16 protein-coding genes, 2 tRNA genes and 1 riboswitch are annotated in these 19,203 nt (G+C 42.6%); of the genes, 12 read left to right on the top strand and 6 right to left on the bottom strand.

Features of this window, described 5'->3' with window-relative positions; translation table 11 throughout:
- The first annotated feature begins 153 nt into the window (after positions 1 to 153).
- Both DYU05_RS09520 and DYU05_RS09515 read left to right on the top strand, forming a co-directional pair.
- On the top strand, positions 154 to 1,383 hold the full coding sequence (locus tag DYU05_RS09520) for an NADP-dependent isocitrate dehydrogenase (protein ID WP_117382709.1): 1,230 nt from the start codon (positions 154 to 156) through the stop codon (positions 1,381 to 1,383).
- Between the two features lie 224 nt (positions 1,384 to 1,607).
- A complete protein-coding gene (locus tag DYU05_RS09515; RefSeq protein ID WP_117382708.1) occupies positions 1,608 to 2,588 on the top strand; it encodes a type I phosphomannose isomerase catalytic subunit in 981 nt (326 codons plus the stop codon).
- A 67-nt stretch (positions 2,589 to 2,655) separates the two neighbouring features.
- Here the strand turns inward: DYU05_RS09515 and DYU05_RS09510 are convergent, their stop codons facing one another.
- Both DYU05_RS09510 and DYU05_RS09505 read right to left on the bottom strand, forming a co-directional pair.
- Complete coding sequence (locus tag DYU05_RS09510; protein ID WP_117382707.1) at positions 2,656 to 3,090, bottom strand: response regulator; 435 nt, start codon at positions 3,088 to 3,090, stop codon at positions 2,656 to 2,658.
- A 16-nt stretch (positions 3,091 to 3,106) separates the two neighbouring features.
- Complete coding sequence (locus DYU05_RS09505; protein WP_117382706.1) at positions 3,107 to 4,591, bottom strand: PAS domain-containing sensor histidine kinase; 1,485 nt, start codon at positions 4,589 to 4,591, stop codon at positions 3,107 to 3,109.
- 441 nt (positions 4,592 to 5,032) lie between these two features.
- A riboswitch (SAM riboswitch) is annotated at positions 5,033 to 5,147 on the top strand.
- 160 nt (positions 5,148 to 5,307) lie between these two features.
- Between DYU05_RS09505 and DYU05_RS09500 the strand changes: the two genes are divergently transcribed.
- Positions 5,308 to 5,943 (top strand): peroxiredoxin, encoded by a 636-nt coding sequence (locus tag DYU05_RS09500; protein WP_117383006.1) that lies wholly within the window; start codon positions 5,308 to 5,310, stop codon positions 5,941 to 5,943.
- A 14-nt stretch (positions 5,944 to 5,957) separates the two neighbouring features.
- Positions 5,958 to 6,028, top strand: a tRNA-Cys gene (locus DYU05_RS21105).
- A 61-nt stretch (positions 6,029 to 6,089) separates the two neighbouring features.
- Here DYU05_RS21105 and DYU05_RS09495 read toward each other — a convergent pair.
- Complete coding sequence (locus DYU05_RS09495; RefSeq protein WP_117382705.1) at positions 6,090 to 6,701, bottom strand: class I SAM-dependent methyltransferase; 612 nt, start codon at positions 6,699 to 6,701, stop codon at positions 6,090 to 6,092.
- Between the two features lie 146 nt (positions 6,702 to 6,847).
- Between DYU05_RS09495 and DYU05_RS09490 the strand changes: the two genes are divergently transcribed.
- A complete protein-coding gene (locus tag DYU05_RS09490; RefSeq protein WP_205771824.1) occupies positions 6,848 to 9,019 on the top strand; it encodes a carbohydrate binding family 9 domain-containing protein in 2,172 nt (723 codons plus the stop codon).
- 118 nt (positions 9,020 to 9,137) lie between these two features.
- On the opposite strand, the gene DYU05_RS09485 is transcribed toward DYU05_RS09490, so the two are convergent.
- Both DYU05_RS09485 and DYU05_RS09480 read right to left on the bottom strand, forming a co-directional pair.
- Entirely contained in the window at positions 9,138 to 9,338 is a 201-nt protein-coding gene (locus DYU05_RS09485) for a cupin domain-containing protein (protein WP_117382703.1), read from the bottom strand.
- 16 nt (positions 9,339 to 9,354) lie between these two features.
- A complete protein-coding gene (locus DYU05_RS09480; RefSeq protein ID WP_117382702.1) occupies positions 9,355 to 10,317 on the bottom strand; it encodes a hypothetical protein in 963 nt (320 codons plus the stop codon).
- A gap of 140 nt (positions 10,318 to 10,457) precedes the next feature.
- Between DYU05_RS09480 and DYU05_RS09475 the strand changes: the two genes are divergently transcribed.
- Positions 10,458 to 10,528 (top strand) — tRNA-Gln (locus DYU05_RS09475).
- 68 nt (positions 10,529 to 10,596) lie between these two features.
- Here the strand turns inward: DYU05_RS09475 and DYU05_RS09470 are convergent.
- Complete coding sequence (locus DYU05_RS09470; protein WP_117382701.1) at positions 10,597 to 11,574, bottom strand: GlxA family transcriptional regulator; 978 nt, start codon at positions 11,572 to 11,574, stop codon at positions 10,597 to 10,599.
- Between the two features lie 135 nt (positions 11,575 to 11,709).
- Here DYU05_RS09470 and DYU05_RS09465 point away from each other — a divergent pair, with 135 nt between their 5' ends.
- The 6 genes from DYU05_RS09465 (at position 11,710) to DYU05_RS09440 (ending at position 19,181) form a co-directional block, all read left to right on the top strand.
- Positions 11,710 to 12,129, top strand: coding sequence for an SRPBCC family protein (locus DYU05_RS09465; protein ID WP_117383005.1), 420 nt, complete (start codon positions 11,710 to 11,712; stop codon positions 12,127 to 12,129).
- A 356-nt stretch (positions 12,130 to 12,485) separates the two neighbouring features.
- Positions 12,486 to 13,499, top strand: coding sequence for a hypothetical protein (locus tag DYU05_RS09460; protein ID WP_117382700.1), 1,014 nt, complete (start codon positions 12,486 to 12,488; stop codon positions 13,497 to 13,499).
- A 198-nt stretch (positions 13,500 to 13,697) separates the two neighbouring features.
- A complete protein-coding gene (locus DYU05_RS09455) occupies positions 13,698 to 14,483 on the top strand; it encodes a polysaccharide biosynthesis/export family protein (RefSeq protein ID WP_117382699.1) in 786 nt (261 codons plus the stop codon).
- A gap of 18 nt (positions 14,484 to 14,501) precedes the next feature.
- On the top strand, positions 14,502 to 16,910 hold the full coding sequence (locus DYU05_RS09450; protein WP_117382698.1) for a GumC family protein: 2,409 nt from the start codon (positions 14,502 to 14,504) through the stop codon (positions 16,908 to 16,910).
- A 66-nt stretch (positions 16,911 to 16,976) separates the two neighbouring features.
- Entirely contained in the window at positions 16,977 to 17,852 is an 876-nt protein-coding gene (locus tag DYU05_RS09445) for an ABC transporter permease (RefSeq protein WP_117382697.1), read from the top strand.
- A gap of 18 nt (positions 17,853 to 17,870) precedes the next feature.
- Positions 17,871 to 19,181 carry an ABC transporter ATP-binding protein gene (locus DYU05_RS09440; protein ID WP_117382696.1) on the top strand — a complete coding sequence of 437 codons (1,311 nt, stop codon included), beginning with the start codon at positions 17,871 to 17,873 and terminating at the stop codon, positions 19,179 to 19,181.
- Positions 19,182 to 19,203: the final 22 nt, after the last annotated feature.

The raw sequence follows: 19,203 nt of genomic DNA, 5'->3' as shown, positions 1-19,203 counted from the left end.
GCAAACTTACAAGTGCAAACCCGGGTACATGCCTGTTTGTTGATAGCAAAGCATTATATTTTTTGAAAATTATGTGAATTGGTTGAAAAACATCAAATGAAATTTTATGTAAGTTTGAAACCGTTTAATATGAAAAAATAACCCAAATCAGGTATGTCAAAAATTAAAGTAGAAAACCCGGTAGTTGAGCTGGATGGGGATGAAATGACCCGAATCATATGGAAGTTTATTAAAGATAAATTAATTGTTCCTTATCTTGATGTAGATATAAAGTACTATGACCTGGGTATTCAATACCGTGACGAAACTGATGATCAGGTAACTATAGATGCTGCTAACGCTATCAGGCAATATGGTGTGGGTATTAAATGTGCCACCATTACGCCAGATGAAGCGCGTGTAGAAGAATTCGGTTTGAAACAAATGTGGAAATCGCCAAACGGAACCATCCGTAACATACTTGATGGTACTGTTTTCCGCGAGCCTATTGTAATGAACAACGTACCGCGTTTGGTACCTAACTGGACAGCGCCTATTTGCATTGGCCGCCACGCTTTTGGCGACCAGTACCGCGCTACAGATTTTGTTACTAAAGGTAAAGGTAAGTTAACTGTGAAGTTTACGCCTGAAGACGGAAGCCCTGAGCAGTCTTTTGAAGTATTTAACTTTAAAGGTGACGGCGTTGCGCTTACCATGTATAACACCGACGAATCTATTATTGGTTTTGCTCACGCTTGCTTTAACCAGGCGCTGATGAAGGGCTGGCCTTTATACCTGTCTACCAAAAACACCATCCTTAAAAAATATGATGGCCGTTTTAAAGATATTTTTGAAGAGATCTACCAAAAAGACTACAAGCAAAAGTTTGCTGAAGCAGGTATTGTGTACGAGCACCGCCTGATTGACGACATGGTTGCATCTGCCCTTAAATGGAATGGTAACTTTGTTTGGGCTTGTAAGAACTATGATGGCGACGTACAGAGCGACACAGTTGCACAGGGCTTTGGTTCACTGGGCTTAATGACCTCTACATTAGTTACACCAGACGGAACTGTAATGGAAGCTGAAGCAGCGCATGGTACCGTTACCCGCCACTACCGCGAGCACCAGGCTGGCCGCCCAACATCTACCAACCCAATCGCGTCTATATTTGCATGGACCCGTGGTTTAGAGTTCCGCGGTAAACTGGACGGTAACCAGGAACTGATTGATTTTTGCCACGCTTTAGAAGAGGTTTGTATAGAAACTGTAGAAAGCGGCAAAATGACCAAGGATTTGGCTATTACCATTAAACCAAAGGTTGAGCACGGTACCGATTACCTGTACACAGAGGAGTTTTTGGAAGCCATTGACGAAAACTTAAAAAAGAAGTTGGGTAAATAATACTTAACAATATAGTAAAAGCCCATTCTAATCAGGATGGGCTTTTTTATTGATTGTGCTTTTATTCAGTTGGTACCGAAAGCGTCCGTACGTTTACATCAGCAGCTACAAAACGTTTCAATAAAAGTTTGGTTAGCGTAACAGCAACGCTTATTTTAGCCGCACAAACTGAGGTATACCTGCAATTAGTTTTTTGTTGATTTACCTTTCTAAAACATCATACCATGTCAGCATTGTATCCGTTAAAATTTAAGACCATATTTAAAGATAAAATATGGGGAGGCCATAAAATTGAGACCTACCTGCATAAGAACATCGGCGACCTGCCTAATTGTGGCGAAACCTGGGAAATATCAGGCGTAAGCTCCGATGTATCTGTTGTGGAAAGCGGCGCGCTGCAGGGCCAGTCATTAGATAAACTGCTGCAACAATACAAAGCAGAGCTGGTAGGAGATAAGGTATATAACCATTTTGGTGATACATTCCCGCTGCTGGTAAAGTTCATTGATGCCAATGACGACCTGTCTGTACAGGTACACCCGAATGACGAACTAGCCAAGAAACGCCACAACTCCTTTGGTAAAACAGAGATGTGGTACGTTATAGAGGCTGACCCGGGTTCCTCGCTTATTGCCGGGTTTAACCGTGAAATGACGGAACAGGAATACGTTGAAGCGCTTGACGGTGGGCATATAATGGATACACTGAACCGTGAAGATGTAAGCGCGGGAGATGTGTTCTTTTTACCTGCCGGGCGTGTGCACACAATAGGTAAAGGCCTGCTTATTGCCGAAATACAGCAAACATCAGACATTACTTACCGCATATACGATTTTGATAGGGTAGATGATAAAGGGCAAAAACGTGAGCTGCACACCCAGGAAGCACTTGCTGCAATAGATTACAAGCATTATCCCGAATATAAAACGCAATATACCCCTGCGCAGAACGAGACGGTTGAATTGGTAAAGTGCCCGTACTTTACCACCAATGTTCTTGATTTTACGCACGCTACCACAAAGGACTATTCAAACCTTGACTCTTTTGTGATACATGTTTGCGTTGAAGGTGAATACACCATTAAGCATAACAGCGAAACCTACAATGTAAAAATGGGCGAGTGTATTTTATTACCCAAAACAATTAACAGCGTAGCATTAGAGACCACCACAGGCTTTAAAATATTAGAAAGCTATATCGAGTAGCCAGCAAAATACTTCTAAAATGTTATTTAAGGAAGACGCGGTAATTCGCGTCTTTTTTATTGAGATACTAACCTATTTGCTGAAAGCCGAAACCGGGATCTATGGAGTTGAAGATGTCCTTCATGTAAGCCTCGTCTATAGGCTTAAGGATGTAATCTTTAATCACAGAATTATTTTTTGCACGAATAATATCATCTATGTCAATTGATGAGCTTATAGCGTAAACCGGGATTTTTTTGCCCAAACGAGCTTTAATTTCCTCGTAGTTGCAGGTAAATTCCCAGCCGTCCATTACCGGCATGTTAATGTCTACAAATATTACATCGGGTAAAGTGTGCGTGTTAAAGGGATCTTTAAGATAGTCGATAGCTTCTTTGCCATTGCTAAAATCAAGCGTATCAGCGTGTATACCCTTAATTTGCATCAGCTTTTTAAAGCCGTAAACAAAAATTTCATCGTCATCAATAATACAGGCAGTCATTCTTTTTCTTTCATCACTCATTATACAGTAGTATCTTTTACGATAACCTTACTGTAAATTTAGTGCCAACATCAACGGTACTTTCTACGTCTATACTCCCGCCCAGTGCTTCTACCTGGTTCCGTGTCATGAAAAGGCCTATGCCTTTAGCATCTTTATTATTATGGAAGGTGCGGTACATACCAAACAACTGGTCGCCATACCGCTGCATATCTATCCCCACACCATTATCCTCAAAAACGAGGTAGATGTGTTCCTGCTCTTTATAAGTATAACAGGTGATAATCGGCTGCCGCTGCGGGTGGCGGTACTTAATTGCATTGGTAAGCAAATTCTGAAAGATGCTCTCCAGATAAGCAGGAATATAACTTATCTCTTGCGCTCGGCTAAAGTCGGTTTTAAGCTGAACCTTGCCGGCCTGTATATTGGTGTCCAGCGCAGCTACCACGTTATTAAAAATACTTTGAAAAGATAAGTTCTTACGCTCTTTGCCTATTTCTGATTGTATTTTCACAATCTCATCCAGATGACCCATAGTGGCCGTCAGGCTGTGGCTGATGGTTTTTATGTGAGAAAAAATCTCTTCCTTATCTGCTTCGGCTGTGCTTTCTTCAAAAAGGTTAACCATGAATTTGAGATTGCCTGCATGCGAACGAAGGTTGTGCGAAACAATGTAGGCGAAGTTTTGCAAACGTTTGTTTTGATCGTCCAGTAGGTTGATAGACGATTGCATACTTAAGCCTCGTCGTTTAATGATATCAATGTCCTGGAAAATGCCACGCACCTTGACGCATTTGCCGTCGTCGTCAATTATCGGCTCACCTTTAGCCCTAACCCAAATAACATTGTTTTTGGCCGTACGGAACAGCATCTCCTGGTCGTATGGTTTGCAGAGTTTTATAGCATCGTCAATCGCCTTGGTAATTACAGGCTGGTACTGTGGTTCAAAAAAGCTGATTGCCTCGTCAAAGGTCATATTAACATCGCCGTATAGCTGATATATCTCAAATATCTCAGGCGACATATACAGGCCCATTGTTGGTATATCTATTTCCCAGCCGCCAATTCTGGCAATGCGGCTGGTTTCAGCGTACAAGAACTCTGCTTTTTTGGCTTTTAGTTCGGTAAGTTTGTGATGATCAATATTGCTGAGTACTCCGTATATAAACCTGCCGTCGTCGCCATCGTACTTTAAAGCGGTACTTTCAAACCACTGGTAGCCTTTATGCCTGGTAAGCAAACGGACCTGTGCAACAGGCGCAGGCCCCGGCCCCGAATAATGGATAGCCTTTATAAAGGCAGCCTTGTCCCCGTGGTAAAGAAGGTTGTCGTAAAAGTTTTTGTAGGAGCACTCGATGTCGCCGGGCTTGTAGCCAAGTAAAGCGTAAAACCCGGCAGACCACTGCGCCTTTTGCGTAACCTGGTCATACTGCCAGATACCGGTATTTACGTTATTTATTAAACGGGCAAGTCGTGCAGCACTTTCTTCAGAAAAATTATCTGTTACCGAATTGCTCATCATTTAACCCGTTTCTTCTCTTTTAGTAAATACCTTATTAAACATACAGGTACAATTTTAGTACCCATACAACGCTATTGTTTAATAATTATCGATATCTGTAATTTATTTAACTTTTGGTAGATAATATTTCTTTGCTAATGTATAAATTATTTCGCAGCATTATTTCATATTTAACATTATACCGATAGTTATATTAAAAGTATTAAATTACTTACTGTTTTATACGTCGTAACATCTAAAAGGGTTGTGACATCAACAAACGGGGATGATATGGACCTCAACAAAACGAGTTAAATGTTATCCATTATTTCACCAAGTGTTGTAAAAATTATTTTTTATTTGTTTGTCAGTCACTTAGATTAAAAAAGTAAAAAAAATTATAAAGTCTATAGGAATTATAGATTTTATATCTACATTTGTGTCGTTATCGTTCTTTAAATATACTTATCCAGAAAGACAGAGGGAAAGGCCCTATGATGTCTTAGCAACCTGTACCGGCTTTAAGCCAGTGTAAGGTGCTAATTCCTGCTCCGCACTAAACGGGGACAGATAAGCTGATTTAACAGAAAACAGAACGTTTGTAAAAGCGTCCTTTTGGCTTGTATTTAGCGCCTTTCATCAACACTCTTCCTGGATGATTTTATTGGTTAAACGTTTGCAATTTGCATAGCTTTATTGCAGCAAACCGATACTTAAAACTTAATAAAATTAAAAACATGAGCTTACGCATTGGCGACGACGCCCCAAATTTTAAAGCAAAAACATCAAACGGAGAAATTGATTTCTACGAATACCTGGGCGACAGCTGGGGTGTGCTATTCTCGCACCCGGCGGATTATACACCTGTTTGCACTACCGAACTTGGTAAAACAGCATCGTTAAAAGATGAGTTTGACAAACGTAATGTAAAGGTGATTGCACTGAGTACTGACAATGTGGAATCGCACAAAGGATGGATAAACGATATCAACGAAACACAGGGCGTAGAGGTTACCTTTCCGATAATAGGAGACGAGAGCAGGGAAATATCCCAAGCGTATGATATGATACATCCTAACGCTTCTCTTACCGCAACAGTACGCTCGTTGTTTGTAATAGGGCCGGATAAAAAGATTAAACTGATCATCAGCTACCCGGCATCAACAGGACGTAACTTCCAGGAGATTTTAAGGGTGATAGATTCGTTGCAGTTAACTGCTTACCACAGTGTGGCAACTCCCGCAGATTGGAAGGACGGTGAAGATGTAGTAGTGCTGCCATCCATCAAAACAGAAGATATACCGGCTAAGTTCCCTAAGGGGCATAAGGTGATAAAACCTTACCTCAGGACAACTCCGCAGCCTAACAAATAAGGGCTGAAAGATAAAGTCGTGTGGCCGAGAGGATAGGTGAGGGTCTGCAAAACCTTATACGGTAGTTCGAATCTACCCACGACGTCTGATTTAAAGTGTTCTATAGTTTTCAGGAGCGACCGGCGGAAGAGCCGGTCGCTTTTTTATTAGAGTTTTTGCACGCACCAGGTAGTCATGCAGCGGAGATTTTGCACGTTGGTTGTTTTTATAGGCTCAAATAATTCACCGTTTAAGTCACGGGTATAGTTCAGCAATATCTGCTGGTTTACCAGGAACCGTTCTGAACCATCAGGAAGGAGGTAACGGTTGTTGCCCAAGGGCATAACTTTGCCCTCTATACCAATGTCTGATGCCAGTCGAGCAAAAAAGTAACCACCCGGTTTCAGCACCCGCCACATGGAGGTGACCATCGCATCAAAGTGTTCAATGGTTTCGGCAAAATGCAGTACCGCGCTGCTGATGACCAAGTCGAAAGATGCATCAGCAAAGGGCAGGTCTTCCGCAGGTGTCACTATAAAGTTTGTAGATGGCAGATTAGGTGCAAGCACCGCAGCCATATCGCGCACCTGTGCCACCGCATCGGGGTTAGGGTCCACTCCGAATACGTTATAACCATTCTGCAGGAAATAGATCAGATTACGGCCACCGCCGCAACCTGCATCTAATATGGTTTGGCAGTTGCTAAAGGTGCCTTTTAACAGCTGATCGAACAGGTAAATATCGATATTACCAAACTGTTGCTGTAGGGTGTCTTGCATGCGCTAAATATAGGAATAACAAGATTGCAGGTTGCACAATAGGCTTTAAACTTCGTGCTCATTTTTAAAAAGAAAGCTTATTTCCTTAAAATTATCGATATACTTGTTACCGAGTACCCCAATCATCCAAATACCAATAAGCCCCTGTGTCTACACTTAAATTTACGTTGCTGCTTGGCTGCTGCTGTCTGCTTGCATTGACCTCTTACGCACAGAAAAAAAATATCAATTATCGGTACCAGATACACCGCAGTGCATCTAAAATTAAGATAGATGGCCTGCTGGATGAAGCCGGCTGGCAAGCTGCTGATACGACCACCGACTTTGCTATGGTATTGCCAATGGATACCAGTCGGACTAATGTACGCACCACCGTGCGGATGACCTATGACGATGATAACCTTTATATATCTGCGGTTTGTTATCAGCCTACATCGGGGTATATGGTGGAGTCGCTGAAGCGTGACTTCAACTTTGGTAAAAACGATAATTTCATCTTTTTTCTTGACCCCTTTGACGCACGTACAGATGGTTTTAGCTTTGGCGCCAATGCAGCCGGTGCACAATGGGATGGTACCATGTATGAGGGCAGCAAGGTAGACCTGAGCTGGGACAACAAATGGTATTCTGTAGTGAAGAACTACCCGGACCGCTACGTTTTTGAAGCGGCTATTCCTTTTAAGACCATCAGATACAAAAAGGGCATTCGCGAGTGGGGGGTAAACTTCAGTCGTAACGATCTGAAGACAACCGAAAAGTCGGCATGGGCACCGGTGCCGAGGCAGTTCCCAACGGCTTCGCTGGCTTATACCGGCACTATTGTTTGGGACGAAGCGCCTCCGGTGGCCAATAGCAATATCTCGGTAATACCTTACGCACTTGCCGGTGTAACAAAAGATTACACCAACCACACCGGTACCGATTGGCGTAAAGATGTTGGCGGCGACGTGAAGATCGGACTTACCTCTTCGCTTAATCTCGACCTGACGGTTAACCCGGACTTCTCCCAGGTGGATGTAGACCAGCAGGTGATCAATCTTAACCGTTACGAGTTGTTCTTCCCGGAGAAGCGACAGTTCTTCCTGGAGAACGGCGACCTGTTTGCCAATTTTGGTTATGCGGATATCCGCCCGTTCTTTTCGCGCCGGATAGGGCTCAACGCACCTATACGTGCCGGCGGCCGTATGACGGGTAAGATTAATAAGAACTGGCGCGTAGGAGTAATGGATGTGCAAACCGGCCAATCCGGCGCGGGTAACCTGCCGGCGCAAAACTTTGGAATTGTTACCCTGCAGCGGCGCGTTTTCTCCCGCTCTAACATCGGGATTATGTTTGTTAATAAGGATGGTACAGGCAGCGCGCCCAACCCGGGCAACACTTCGCCTGCTTATAACCGCAACCTGGGTGTAGAGTATAACCTAGCCTCATCAAATAACTTGTGGACAGGTAAGCTGCTTGGGTTAAAGTCGTTCACACCCGGCGTGAAAGGCCATGATTATGTGCAGGCCGCGCACCTGCAATACCTAAGCAAATACTGGACGTTATACCTGCAACAGCAGTATGTAGGCCGTAATTACAATGCCGAGGTTGGCTACGTACCCCGCAACGGTTACAATAAGCTTAACCCATTGCTGCTGCATAACTTTTTTCCAAAAAGTGGTGCAGTGCTTTCGCATGGGGTGCAACTGTCTTCCAACTATTTTTTTGACGAACACTATAAACGTACCGATAATGAAAGCATCCTGAGCTATATAGTTACTTTCCGAAATCGTAGTGTGCTCACCTTTTCGGGCCTGGATACTTACGTAAAGCTGCTGCGGCCGTTCGACCCTACGAACACCGGCAAACCGATGCTGCCTGTTGGTTTTGAGAACCACTGGAACACCGGAGACGTGCAGTATGCATCTAAACCGCAAAGCCTGTTCACATATTTGGGTGAAGTATCTTACGGCGGTTATTATGATGATGGTACGCGCCTGGCGCTGATAGGGCAGATAGGTTACCGATTCCAGCCATTTGTAAACTTGTCGCTTAACCTGGCCTTTAATGATCTGCATCTGCCGCAGCCTTACGGACGTAATAAATTCTGGCTGATCGGTCCTCGCGCGGATGTCACCTTTACTAATACGCTGTACTTTACCACCTATGTACAGTATAACGAGCAGGCTAACAATATGAACATAAACACCCGCCTGCAATGGCGCTACAAGCCTGCATCGGACTTCTTTATTGTATATGGCGACAACTCTATCCCTTCACCATTTATGGCCAAAAACCGCCAATTGGTAATAAAGTGGACGTATTGGTGGAATATATAGGTTTTTAGAGGTTGGATATAAAAGATCAGAGGTTAGAAAAGAACACTAGTTGAACTTTAATAAAGTGGTTGAAAATTGACGACAGCCAATTTTCAACCGCTCTCAGCTAAATTCATTTTTATTGAGCAGCGTAGTACTGCTCGTCAGTTACGGGTTCCAACCAGTTTACAATACCTTTTTCAGTGTTGATGCCGATTGCGGTATGGATCATTTCTGCGTCTGGCGATGCGCCGTGCCAGTGTTTAATACCGGGCAATACGTTAATAGCACTGCCAGCTTCAACTTTTGGATCGCCTTGCCTTTCTTCTGGTAGTGACATACGCCAACCCTGGCTGTTACTTTTTCTTCGTTCCGTTTACGTTAACAATAATAAAGCAAGGGTGGGGTATGCCCAGCGTTGTGCCGGGTTTAACATCCAGGTAAGCTTTCAAATAGCCATCCACTATGCCCTTCATGGCTTTATTTGAGGATTTAAGAAATTCCGGGAAGATATAATTCACAGACCGCAGGTAGTGCAGGGTACCCTTTTCGTCAATACGGACGCTAAAGGCGTACTTGAAGTCATCATACGCGTTCTTTATCCTGATGTTATACTCGGGCAGCATGTAGTCTTGTATCAGGCCTTCCTGTTCCTCATCATCTTTTATATTGTTAACCCGCTCAATAGTGAGGTTTTTACTTTTACTGGTGAGCACCGCAATGTCACGTGCTGCAAATGCTTTATCGGTATCGCGCAGGGCAAGCTCGGTTTTGTGTTTTATAAATAACGTATCTGCACGGGTTGGCCGTTTAGCATGTGAAGTATCAGTATGCAACACGTTCTTGATGTAATCGTTGGCGTACATGGTCATGTACACTACAGATTTATCGCGCATCAGCTCCTTGCCTTCAACCTTCATCACCTGAAAAACAATGCTATCCTTGCTCAGCTTACGTAACCTCACCCATGCCCAGGCAATGTTAAATAACGAGTCGTGATCAAACATCACCGGCGCGTTTACAAACCGGCTGCGCCTGGGGTGGTAAATATTTACCGTATCGTCTGAGACGAAGGAGAATTTCCACTCCGGCTCAAGCTGGTATCCGTCATCATTAAAGGAAACACCGTTCTGAAAATTACGGCGCACCTCGGTGTACTTAATTCCCCAAACCGGTTTAAAAGTTGGCTTAACAGATTCGTCGGTCTCTATGCTGGTGTATATCTTGTTTCCTTTTTTCTTATCGCCGCCGCAGGAATTAAGAACAAGGCATATTGCTGCAACAGCAATAAAATTGTACAGGAAGTTAGTGTATCTCATACAAGGGCTAATATAGTGCTTTAAACATTAAACAGCACGATTTGTTGCCTGCAGCGGCAATTGCCATAATACGGCGATTTGAAAATTACTTCGCAGGATTTTAACAAAAGCTTTATATTTGCAGCCCAATACCGAAACTCTCCCTTGTGGTGTAACGGTAGCACACCAGACTCTGACTCTGTTTGTAGTGGTTCGAATCCATTCAAGGGAACAAATGCCGATACAAGGCAAAAAGCTGCTCGAGAGAGCGGCTTTTTTTATGCCTGATAGTTGAGCTGATTACACCTCATAAGCAGTTCTTGCAAATTTGTTTTTGTATTCGATGGGAGTAAGCCCCGTAATTTTTTTGAAGGTGTCTCTAAATGCACGTACATCTGAATAGCCCACCTCAAGCATTATTTCTGTAACGTTTTTTCTTGATGCTTCAAACAGGGCTTTAGAAGCTTCGATACGTACTCGCTGTAAATACTCGGTGGTGGTATTATTGGTAGCCTCTTTAAATCTTCTTTCAAATGTTCTGCGGCTGGAATGGATCAGGTCTGCCAAAGTTCCCGTTAGTATCTTGTCACTATACTGCTTCTCTATGTAGTCCTGCACTTTTCTAATATCATCATCACCATGGTTTTTTTGACCCTTGAAAATGGCGAACTGAGATTGCCCGGCCCTCCCGATATCCAGTGCAAAGTACTTGGAAACGGTTACGGCTATTTCTCTGCCTGCAAACTTTTCTACCAGGTATAGTATCAAGTTCCACAAGCTGCTTGCACCACCGCTGCTGTAAATATTACCATGCTGCGTAATTATAGCGCCGTCTTCCACTTCCACGTCGGGGTACCGCTTTCTAAACTCATCAATGTGGGCCCAGTGCGTAGAGCATTTCTTGCCGTTCAGCAAACCGGTTTCGGCCAGCAGGAAGGCACCCAAACATAAGCTTGCTACGCTGCAGCCCTTGTCATGTAACTTTTTAAAGTAGGGTAGCGCTTCTGCATTGGCTTTAACACCCTGGGCAGTATCGCCAAAGGCAGGAGGTATAATCAGCAGGTCTGTTTCGGTAACATCTTTAACCAATCTGTTGGTCTTTATTATATATTCCCCATTGTTGGCTGGCACGTATTCACTTAAGCCTACATATTCAACAGTGAAAACAGGTTTTTTGCCGGAAGCAATTAAGATATCATTTGCTGTATGAAAGGTCCTGAAGGGCGGTGTAATAGCTTCTATAACCCCATATTCTGGTACAAAAACGGATATTAGCATAGCGATTGATAGGTATGTCGTTCGAATTTATAAAATTTGTCGCAACTTCCCCCGAATGTTGGCAGATTCACAACAGCGGTAGTTTAATCTACCGTTGTAATTTTGATCATAACAAAACCTAAAAAACAACTGGCAATGGCACAAGCAACAAAAATTACAGTAGAAGCAACAGCAAACGCACCTGTAGAAAAAGTTTGGAAACTTTGGAACAACCCGGCAGACATTATGATATGGAACACGGCCGACCCCAGCTGGCACACACCAAGCAGCGAGAACGACCTTAGGGTTGGCGGCAAGTTTAAGAACCGGATGGAGGCTAAAGACGGCAACTTTGGCTTCGACTTTGAAGGTGTATATGACAGCGTGGTTTTAAATAAAGAGATTACCTACACCATGGCTGATGGCCGGCAGGCAACCACCCTGTTTACTGAAGAAGACGGTAAAACACACCTAACAACCACATTTGATCCTGAAACGCAAAATGGCCCTGAGTTTCAGAAACAGGGCTGGCAGTCCATCTTAAACAGCTTTATTAAATACGCGGAAACCCACTAACAAACCTGCAGGCGTTTGTTGGATAAATCAGAAGATTGGCTGCCCGAAAAGGCGGCCTATTTTGTTTATTAAAAACCGGCAGTTTACACCTGTAGTTTATAGTATTACCTGCAAATTTATTTTAAAATAGCCTGTTAAAAACGTGTGGTTTTTGAAGGTCGCCGAATAAAAATAATCCCTAAAACAGCCTTTTTGATGTTGTTTTAGGCTTTTTTTATGGGTTTTCAGGTTAGCATAAAACGGGTGTTCAAAATGCACCGGCACAAAAAAAGCTGAACACTTTTGAACACTTCGGCGGTTATGCGGTAAGTGTTTTTATAGTTATATTGCACGGAAATCAACAGCAGCAATAAGCTATGGGCGAACCTGCCACGGTACAACAATATCCTGACCTTGTTAACTCGCCGCTACCGGTATTCTTTTTGCAACTGGGCAGCAATACCAGCCTTTTTTTTGACAAGGTTATAAAGCAGGCCGCGCTTTTCAACGGTAAAGAAAACGTTTTTGTACTGACTGACACCCATTTAGACCAGTATAAAGGCTACAACTGCATAGATGTAACCCCATATGTCACCCGCGAGCGCGAGTTTGATAAAGTATACCGGCACCATTCCACCAACCCCTATTTTTTTGAGAAGACTTGTTTCGACAGGTGGTTCATTATTAATGATCTGATAAATGATCTTGGTATCGACAAGTTTGTTTACGCCGATTGTGATGTGCTGATCCTCGAGGACTTGAAGCCGGTTTATGATCGGTTTATCAAAGACAAGTTTGACGGATCGACCATGTTTTTCCAGCGTGACAAGGAGAGCGTTACCTCCGGTCATACCTCATTCTGGAACAGCAAACTTATTGCAGACTTTTGCAGCTTTGTTGTGAGAAAGTATACAGACGAGCCGGCTTTTAATAAGTTGCTGGAGGATACACTCTCCGGTAAATTCCTGGATAACACGAATGTATCGGATATGATACTATTGGATGTGTTCCGCACGGAAACGAGACCCAATGTACTTAACCTGTTGTCGCTGGAAGATGAGGGCATTAGCATTGATTTTAACATCAACGTTGCTTACAATGGCTGGCATAACTGGTACCTGTGCAATAAGGTGACGGGTATCAAAAAGATGTTCAGGAAGGCGGATGGCTTATACGGTCAGATAGCGGGAGAAGGTACCAAACGTACGTTCAGCAAATTTTATACTTTGCACTTCCAGGGTTACATAACCAAGCCGCACATTCCACTGCATGTTACTGCAAAGAGCTATAACGAACGTGTTGCTAATAGGTTATCTGCTAATTCTCATTATATTAGCCGTAGATTAAAGTTGTTTAAAAATAAGGTGCGGCGTTCGTTGCTGAACCGTTAAGCATCATTTGCAATGCCTTGCATGCCCCCGGTAAGTGTTATTGTAAGGATTAAATAAGATGTGTTTCTCCGCTGATTTTCAGAATTAGAATACAGCGCGTAAATAAGTTAAACTATATTGCAACATAATTTTTTAAATTTGCAACAAGGCCATTGGTCGGATCTGTCCAACTAAATAGCTGAGTGTGTCATCATCCCTATGAAAAAAACTTCCTTAACCTTCCTGGTGCTTCTGTCAGCTTTTGCAGTTCTTTCTTCATTAAACTCTTGTATTAGTTCCCGTAAGCTGGCGTATTTTAACAATATCAAAGCAGACAGCGTCTCGCAAATAGACGTTCAAAAGTTGGAAACAAAAATTAACGCCAATGATATTCTCCAGATAAATATTTCAACGCCAGATATAACAACCACAGGATTTTTGAATTCTGCAGTAGCTATTAGCAGCAGCGGTGGCCAGGGCGGAGTAAACGGATATTTGGTAGATCAATCTGGCGCCATTAAATTACCATTGCTGGGCACTATTAATGCGGCCGGGCTTACCAAAGGCCAGCTATCAGATTCTATAACAAAAGCCTTGCTTGTCAGGAAGATAGCAGTTAACCCCATAGTTAACGTTAGAATATTGAATTATAAAATTACTGTTTTAGGGGAAGTAAACCACCCTGGTGTTGTTCCGGTTCCTAACGAACACATCACGCTGCCGGAAGCCTTAGGTTCTGCAGGGGACCTTACCGCATTTGGCAAGCGCGACAATGTTTTGCTGATAAGAGAGCAGGATGGGAAAAGAATAACAAAAAGGTTTAGCTTAAACAATAGCCAGATGTTTGATAAGGATATTTACAACCTGCAAAATCAGGACATTTTATATGTTGAGCCAAATAACGCCAGAGCGGCATCGTCTGACAGGAGCACGCAGCTAATTCCATATGCTTTCAGTGCAATATCATTGCTCCTGGTTATTTACCTTAATATCATTAGAAAATAGACCTAATAATTTCTGTGAATGAAGAACACCTCTACCAATGCAACTAATCCTTTTGAAGGAACAACCTCTCAAAATGCGATAAGTGCGATTGCTTTCAGATACCTCCCTTTTTGGCCGATCTTTGTTTTTACGATTGTAGTATCGCTCTTAATCAGTTATATCTACATACATTATCAAACACCTATTTACGAGGCAAATTCCACCATTTTGCTGAAGGATTACAGAACAGGTGGCGGCGATGGTGCTAACGTTCTTGAAGCGCTGGGTGTATCAGCATCGGTAAAAACTGTAGAGAATGAAATAGAGATGCTCAAATCGCGAACATTGACAGAGCAGGTTGTAAAAGATCTGGGGTTATACACGCAGGTTTACAGCAAAGGTACCCTGAGGGATGTATTAATTTATCCAAATCCTGTTAAATTTATAGCTCTTAATCCCAACGAGCTTCAAAATTCACCCAATCTCCCTATTTCGTTCGAATATCTTCCTACAAAGAACTATATAACTATATCAGGCAAAAAATACGTGCTCGGCTCACCTGTACGTACCCCCTATGGCGATTTCATCATCAATCCGGTTAAGACCTTGTCAAATGTCTCAGAACAAGGGTACAAAGGGGAATTTTACTTGCAAATAAGGACCGTAAAGGATGCAGCTAAAAGTATTCTTGGAGCTTTAACTGTAGCACAAGGTGCCAGGCAATCATCATTGATAAGCTTAAAGCTGGCAGACCAGGTGCCTATTCGTGCAGAAGATATTTTAAACGATTTAGTCACTGTTTATAACAAAGCCGGCATAGACGAAAAAGTACTTTCGGCAACCAACACGTTAAATTTCATAAACTCTCGCTTAGCGCTCGTCCAGCATGAGTTATCGGGCGTAGAAACAGAAATGCAGGATTACCGCACCACGCAAGGTATAGTGGATTTATCAGCCGAGGGGCGTACGTACCTGGCCAACGCACAGAGGAATGACGACCAGTTGGCACAGTTACAAATACAACTGGATGTACTTAACCAGGTTGAGAAGTATATTGTTGGTAAACGGAACCAATCGGGCACCGTACCATCAACATTAGGTATAAACGACCCTATTCTTACACAGCTACTTGACAGGCTTTATACTGCTGAACTAGAGTTATCTAACTTAAAGCAAACGGCCGGGGAAAATTCACCGCCAGTAGCCGCTGTTCAGGAGCGTATTAACCAGATTAAGCCTAGTTTACTGGAGAATTTAAACGCGTTAAAGCAAAACCTTCTTGCAACGCAGAGAAGGATAAGGTCTGAAAGTGGGGTAAATACATCTCAATTAAAAACGGTACCATCTAAAGAGCGCAAGTTTTTAGAAATAAGCCGACAGCAAGCCATTAAGAACAACATTTATACCTTGCTTCTTACAAAGCGGGAAGAGGTTGAACTATCACGTGCAGCTGCAGTTGCGGATAGCCGGATTGTAAATTTCGCTGAAAGCAGGGGAGCGCCTATAAAGCCTGTTCCGCTTAATATTTATCTGTTTGGTTTGGCAGTAGGGGTAATTATAGGGATTTCTTTTGTGCTGATTAGAGAGCAATATAATCGCGAAGTGCTATTCCGGTCAGAAATTGAAAAGAAAACAAAAGCTACCGTACTTGCCGAATTGGTACATGACACAACCGGCGAAGCAGTTGTAATAAAGGATGGCAGCCGAACAGTAATCGCCGAGCAGTTTAGGGCCTTACGTACAGCACTCAGCTTTATTGGTATACAAGGCGACAAAAAAACTATCCTGGTCACCTCATCTATATCCGGGGAAGGTAAAAGCTTTACAGCTGTAAACCTTGCAGTAAGTTTGGCACTTACAGGTAAAAAGGTTGCCATTATGGAGTTTGACCTTCGTAAGCCAAAAATCAGCAAAATGATGGACATCAAGCAGGAGCCGGGCATTAGTAACTACATGGCCGGGCTTGCAACCTATCAGGACATAAACTTATCTTTAGAGAGTTATGGCATACCGGGCTTACACATTTTACCGGCGGGTACCATACCGCCAAACCCAACAGAATTGATGCTGAATGGTAAGCTTGATGAATTGATTGCAAAGCTGAAAGAGGAATTTGATTATATTTTAATTGACTCTCCACCTATTGGTTTGGTAACAGATGCAAAGATTCTAAACAAGTATGTAGATGTTTGTCTTTATATGGTAAGGCATAAATACACTCCTAAGTATTACCTTAACTTAATCGACCATATATACAGCAACAATGAGTTAAAGAACGTGAATATCATTTTTAACGGTCTCAAGTTGCGGGGTATGCTGGGCAGCTATACTGTTGGTTATGGTTATGGTTACGGTTTTGGCTATGGCTATGGCTACGGCTATACCGACGAGGGAAAAGACGAAAAAAATGATTCTAAAGGGGTAAAAGGCCTCTTTAAAAAGCGTTAATTAAAGTACTATATCAAAGCGTTTAAAACGACATCTTCATCGGAGGAGTTTGTTAATTTAGAGTTTATGGAGGCAGAGCGATCAGATCAGGAATGGGATTTAGAAATTAAACCTCATGACACGGTTTTCAACCTTCACTTAAAGGATGTTTGGAACTATCGCGATTTATTGTGGCTGTTAGTAAGGCGCGATTTTGTGTCATTTTATAAGCAAACTGTACTTGGGCCACTTTGGTTCTTTATTCAGCCCATATTCACAACAATAGTATTTACGTTTATTTTTGGCCAAACCCGCTTTACTGAAGGTGTACATGTACCACAGCCACTGTTTTTTATGGCGGGTAGTATAGGTTGGAATTACTTTGCAGATTGCCTTACAAAAACATCGACGGTTTTTAAAGATAACTCTGCCATTTTCGGTAAAGTGTACTTTCCAAGATTAATAATGCCGTTAAGCATTGTGGTATCTAACCTGGTGAAATTTGGTGTGCAATTCTTACTTTTTATAGGATTATTTCTCTGGTACTATGTTAGGTTTCAATTCTTCGGTTCAAACGAACCGGTATCACCAAACGTCTGCTTAATACTTTTCCCTGTGTTAATTGCAGCCATGGCATTGCTGGGTTTAGGAGCGGGGTTAATTATTACCGCCATGACAACCAAGTACCGCGATCTGGCCTTTGTAGTTACATTTGGTATGCAGCTTATGATGTATGCAACACCAGTTATTTATCCACTTCATACATTTTTGGGTAAATACCACGGCATTATTGCTTTGAACCCCATGAGCGGCCTCATAGAAACTTTCAGGTATGGCTTCACTGGAGCCGGTGCATTTTACCCTGGTGTTTTTGTATATAGCTTAATATCAACCTTAATAATATTCTTTCTTGGTTTAATAGTTTTCAATAAAGTTGAAAAGGATTTTGTTGATACCGTTTAACTGGATTTAAAGAGATACATGGGTAACATTGCCATTAAAGTTGAACAATTATCGAAAGCTTACCAGTTAGGCGATTTTGGAACCGGTACGCTAAGCCGCGACATCGAGCGCAAATGGGCATTAATTAGGGGTAAAGAAGATCCTTTCCTGAAGATCGGAGAAACTAACGATCGTTCCAAAGCCGGAACAAGCGACGTTGTTTGGAGTTTGAAAGATCTGAACTTTGAAATTGAACAGGGTGAAGCCATAGGAGTCATTGGCCGAAATGGTGCCGGAAAAAGTACTTTATTGAAAGTTCTGAGCCGTGTTACGGTACCCACAGTTGGTTCTGTTAAAATAAAAGGCCGCGTCGCAAGTTTGCTTGAAGTTGGCACAGGCTTCCATCCGGAACTGACAGGTAAGGAGAATATATTTTTAAATGGAGCCATACTGGGTATGCGCAAACACGAAATCAAGAAGCACTTTGATGCTATTGTAGATTTCGCGGGAGTAGAACGGTATATAGATACACCTGTAAAGAGGTATTCGAGCGGAATGTATGTAAGGCTTGCTTTCGCTGTAGCCGCGCACCTAGAAAGTGAGATATTGATTGTAGATGAAGTGCTGGCCGTTGGAGACGCGGAGTTTCAAAAGAAGTGCCTTGGCAAGATGGGAGAAGTAAGCAAAGGAGAAGGACGTACAGTGTTGTTTGTAAGCCATAATATGGCTGCAATAAGCAATTTATGTACAAAGTCTATTTTACTGAAACATGGTCAGCTTCAAACTATTGATTATACATCCAGAGTTATTGATAACTATATACGGACTGGCGAGAATAATGATGGACAAATTAATTCAGAAGACATAATTGTTAAACAGGCATCGACAAAAGCTGGTTTTCATACTTTAAGGCTCCTTTCGAGATCCAAAGGTATTACGGCGGACTTTGCTATAAATGAAGACATTATTGTAGAGATAGAGTATGACGTTTATCAGGACGGTGCTACTATACAGCCAAGCATTCACTTACTGGATACATTGGATACCTGTATATTTGCCACCTTTAGCGCTCCGTCTGCGTCAGCAACGATAGACACCTACTATAAAAAGCCGTTGGAAAAAGGGAGATACAAATCAACCTGCATCATCCCGGGTAATTATCTAAATGACAAGAGTTACAAAATAAATGCCTTCCTGGTACCCGAAGACATTTCGGATATGGCTGTTGCAGAGAACGTACTGGCGTTTACAGTTGTTGAAACAGGTGAAATGCGCAAAGAATATACCGGCGATTGGTGGGGCGTAGTGCGCCCTAAACTGTCGTGGAGTACGCAGCCGGTCAAAACATAACCTTGTTAAACTCAGTTGATAA

The sequence above is a fragment of the Mucilaginibacter terrenus genome (assembly GCF_003432065.1).
In the GTDB taxonomy this organism is placed as follows: Bacteria; Bacteroidota; Bacteroidia; order Sphingobacteriales; family Sphingobacteriaceae; genus Mucilaginibacter; species Mucilaginibacter terrenus.
The sequence above is the reverse complement of the archived record's forward strand: the minus strand, read 5'-3'. Positions and strand labels throughout refer to the sequence as shown.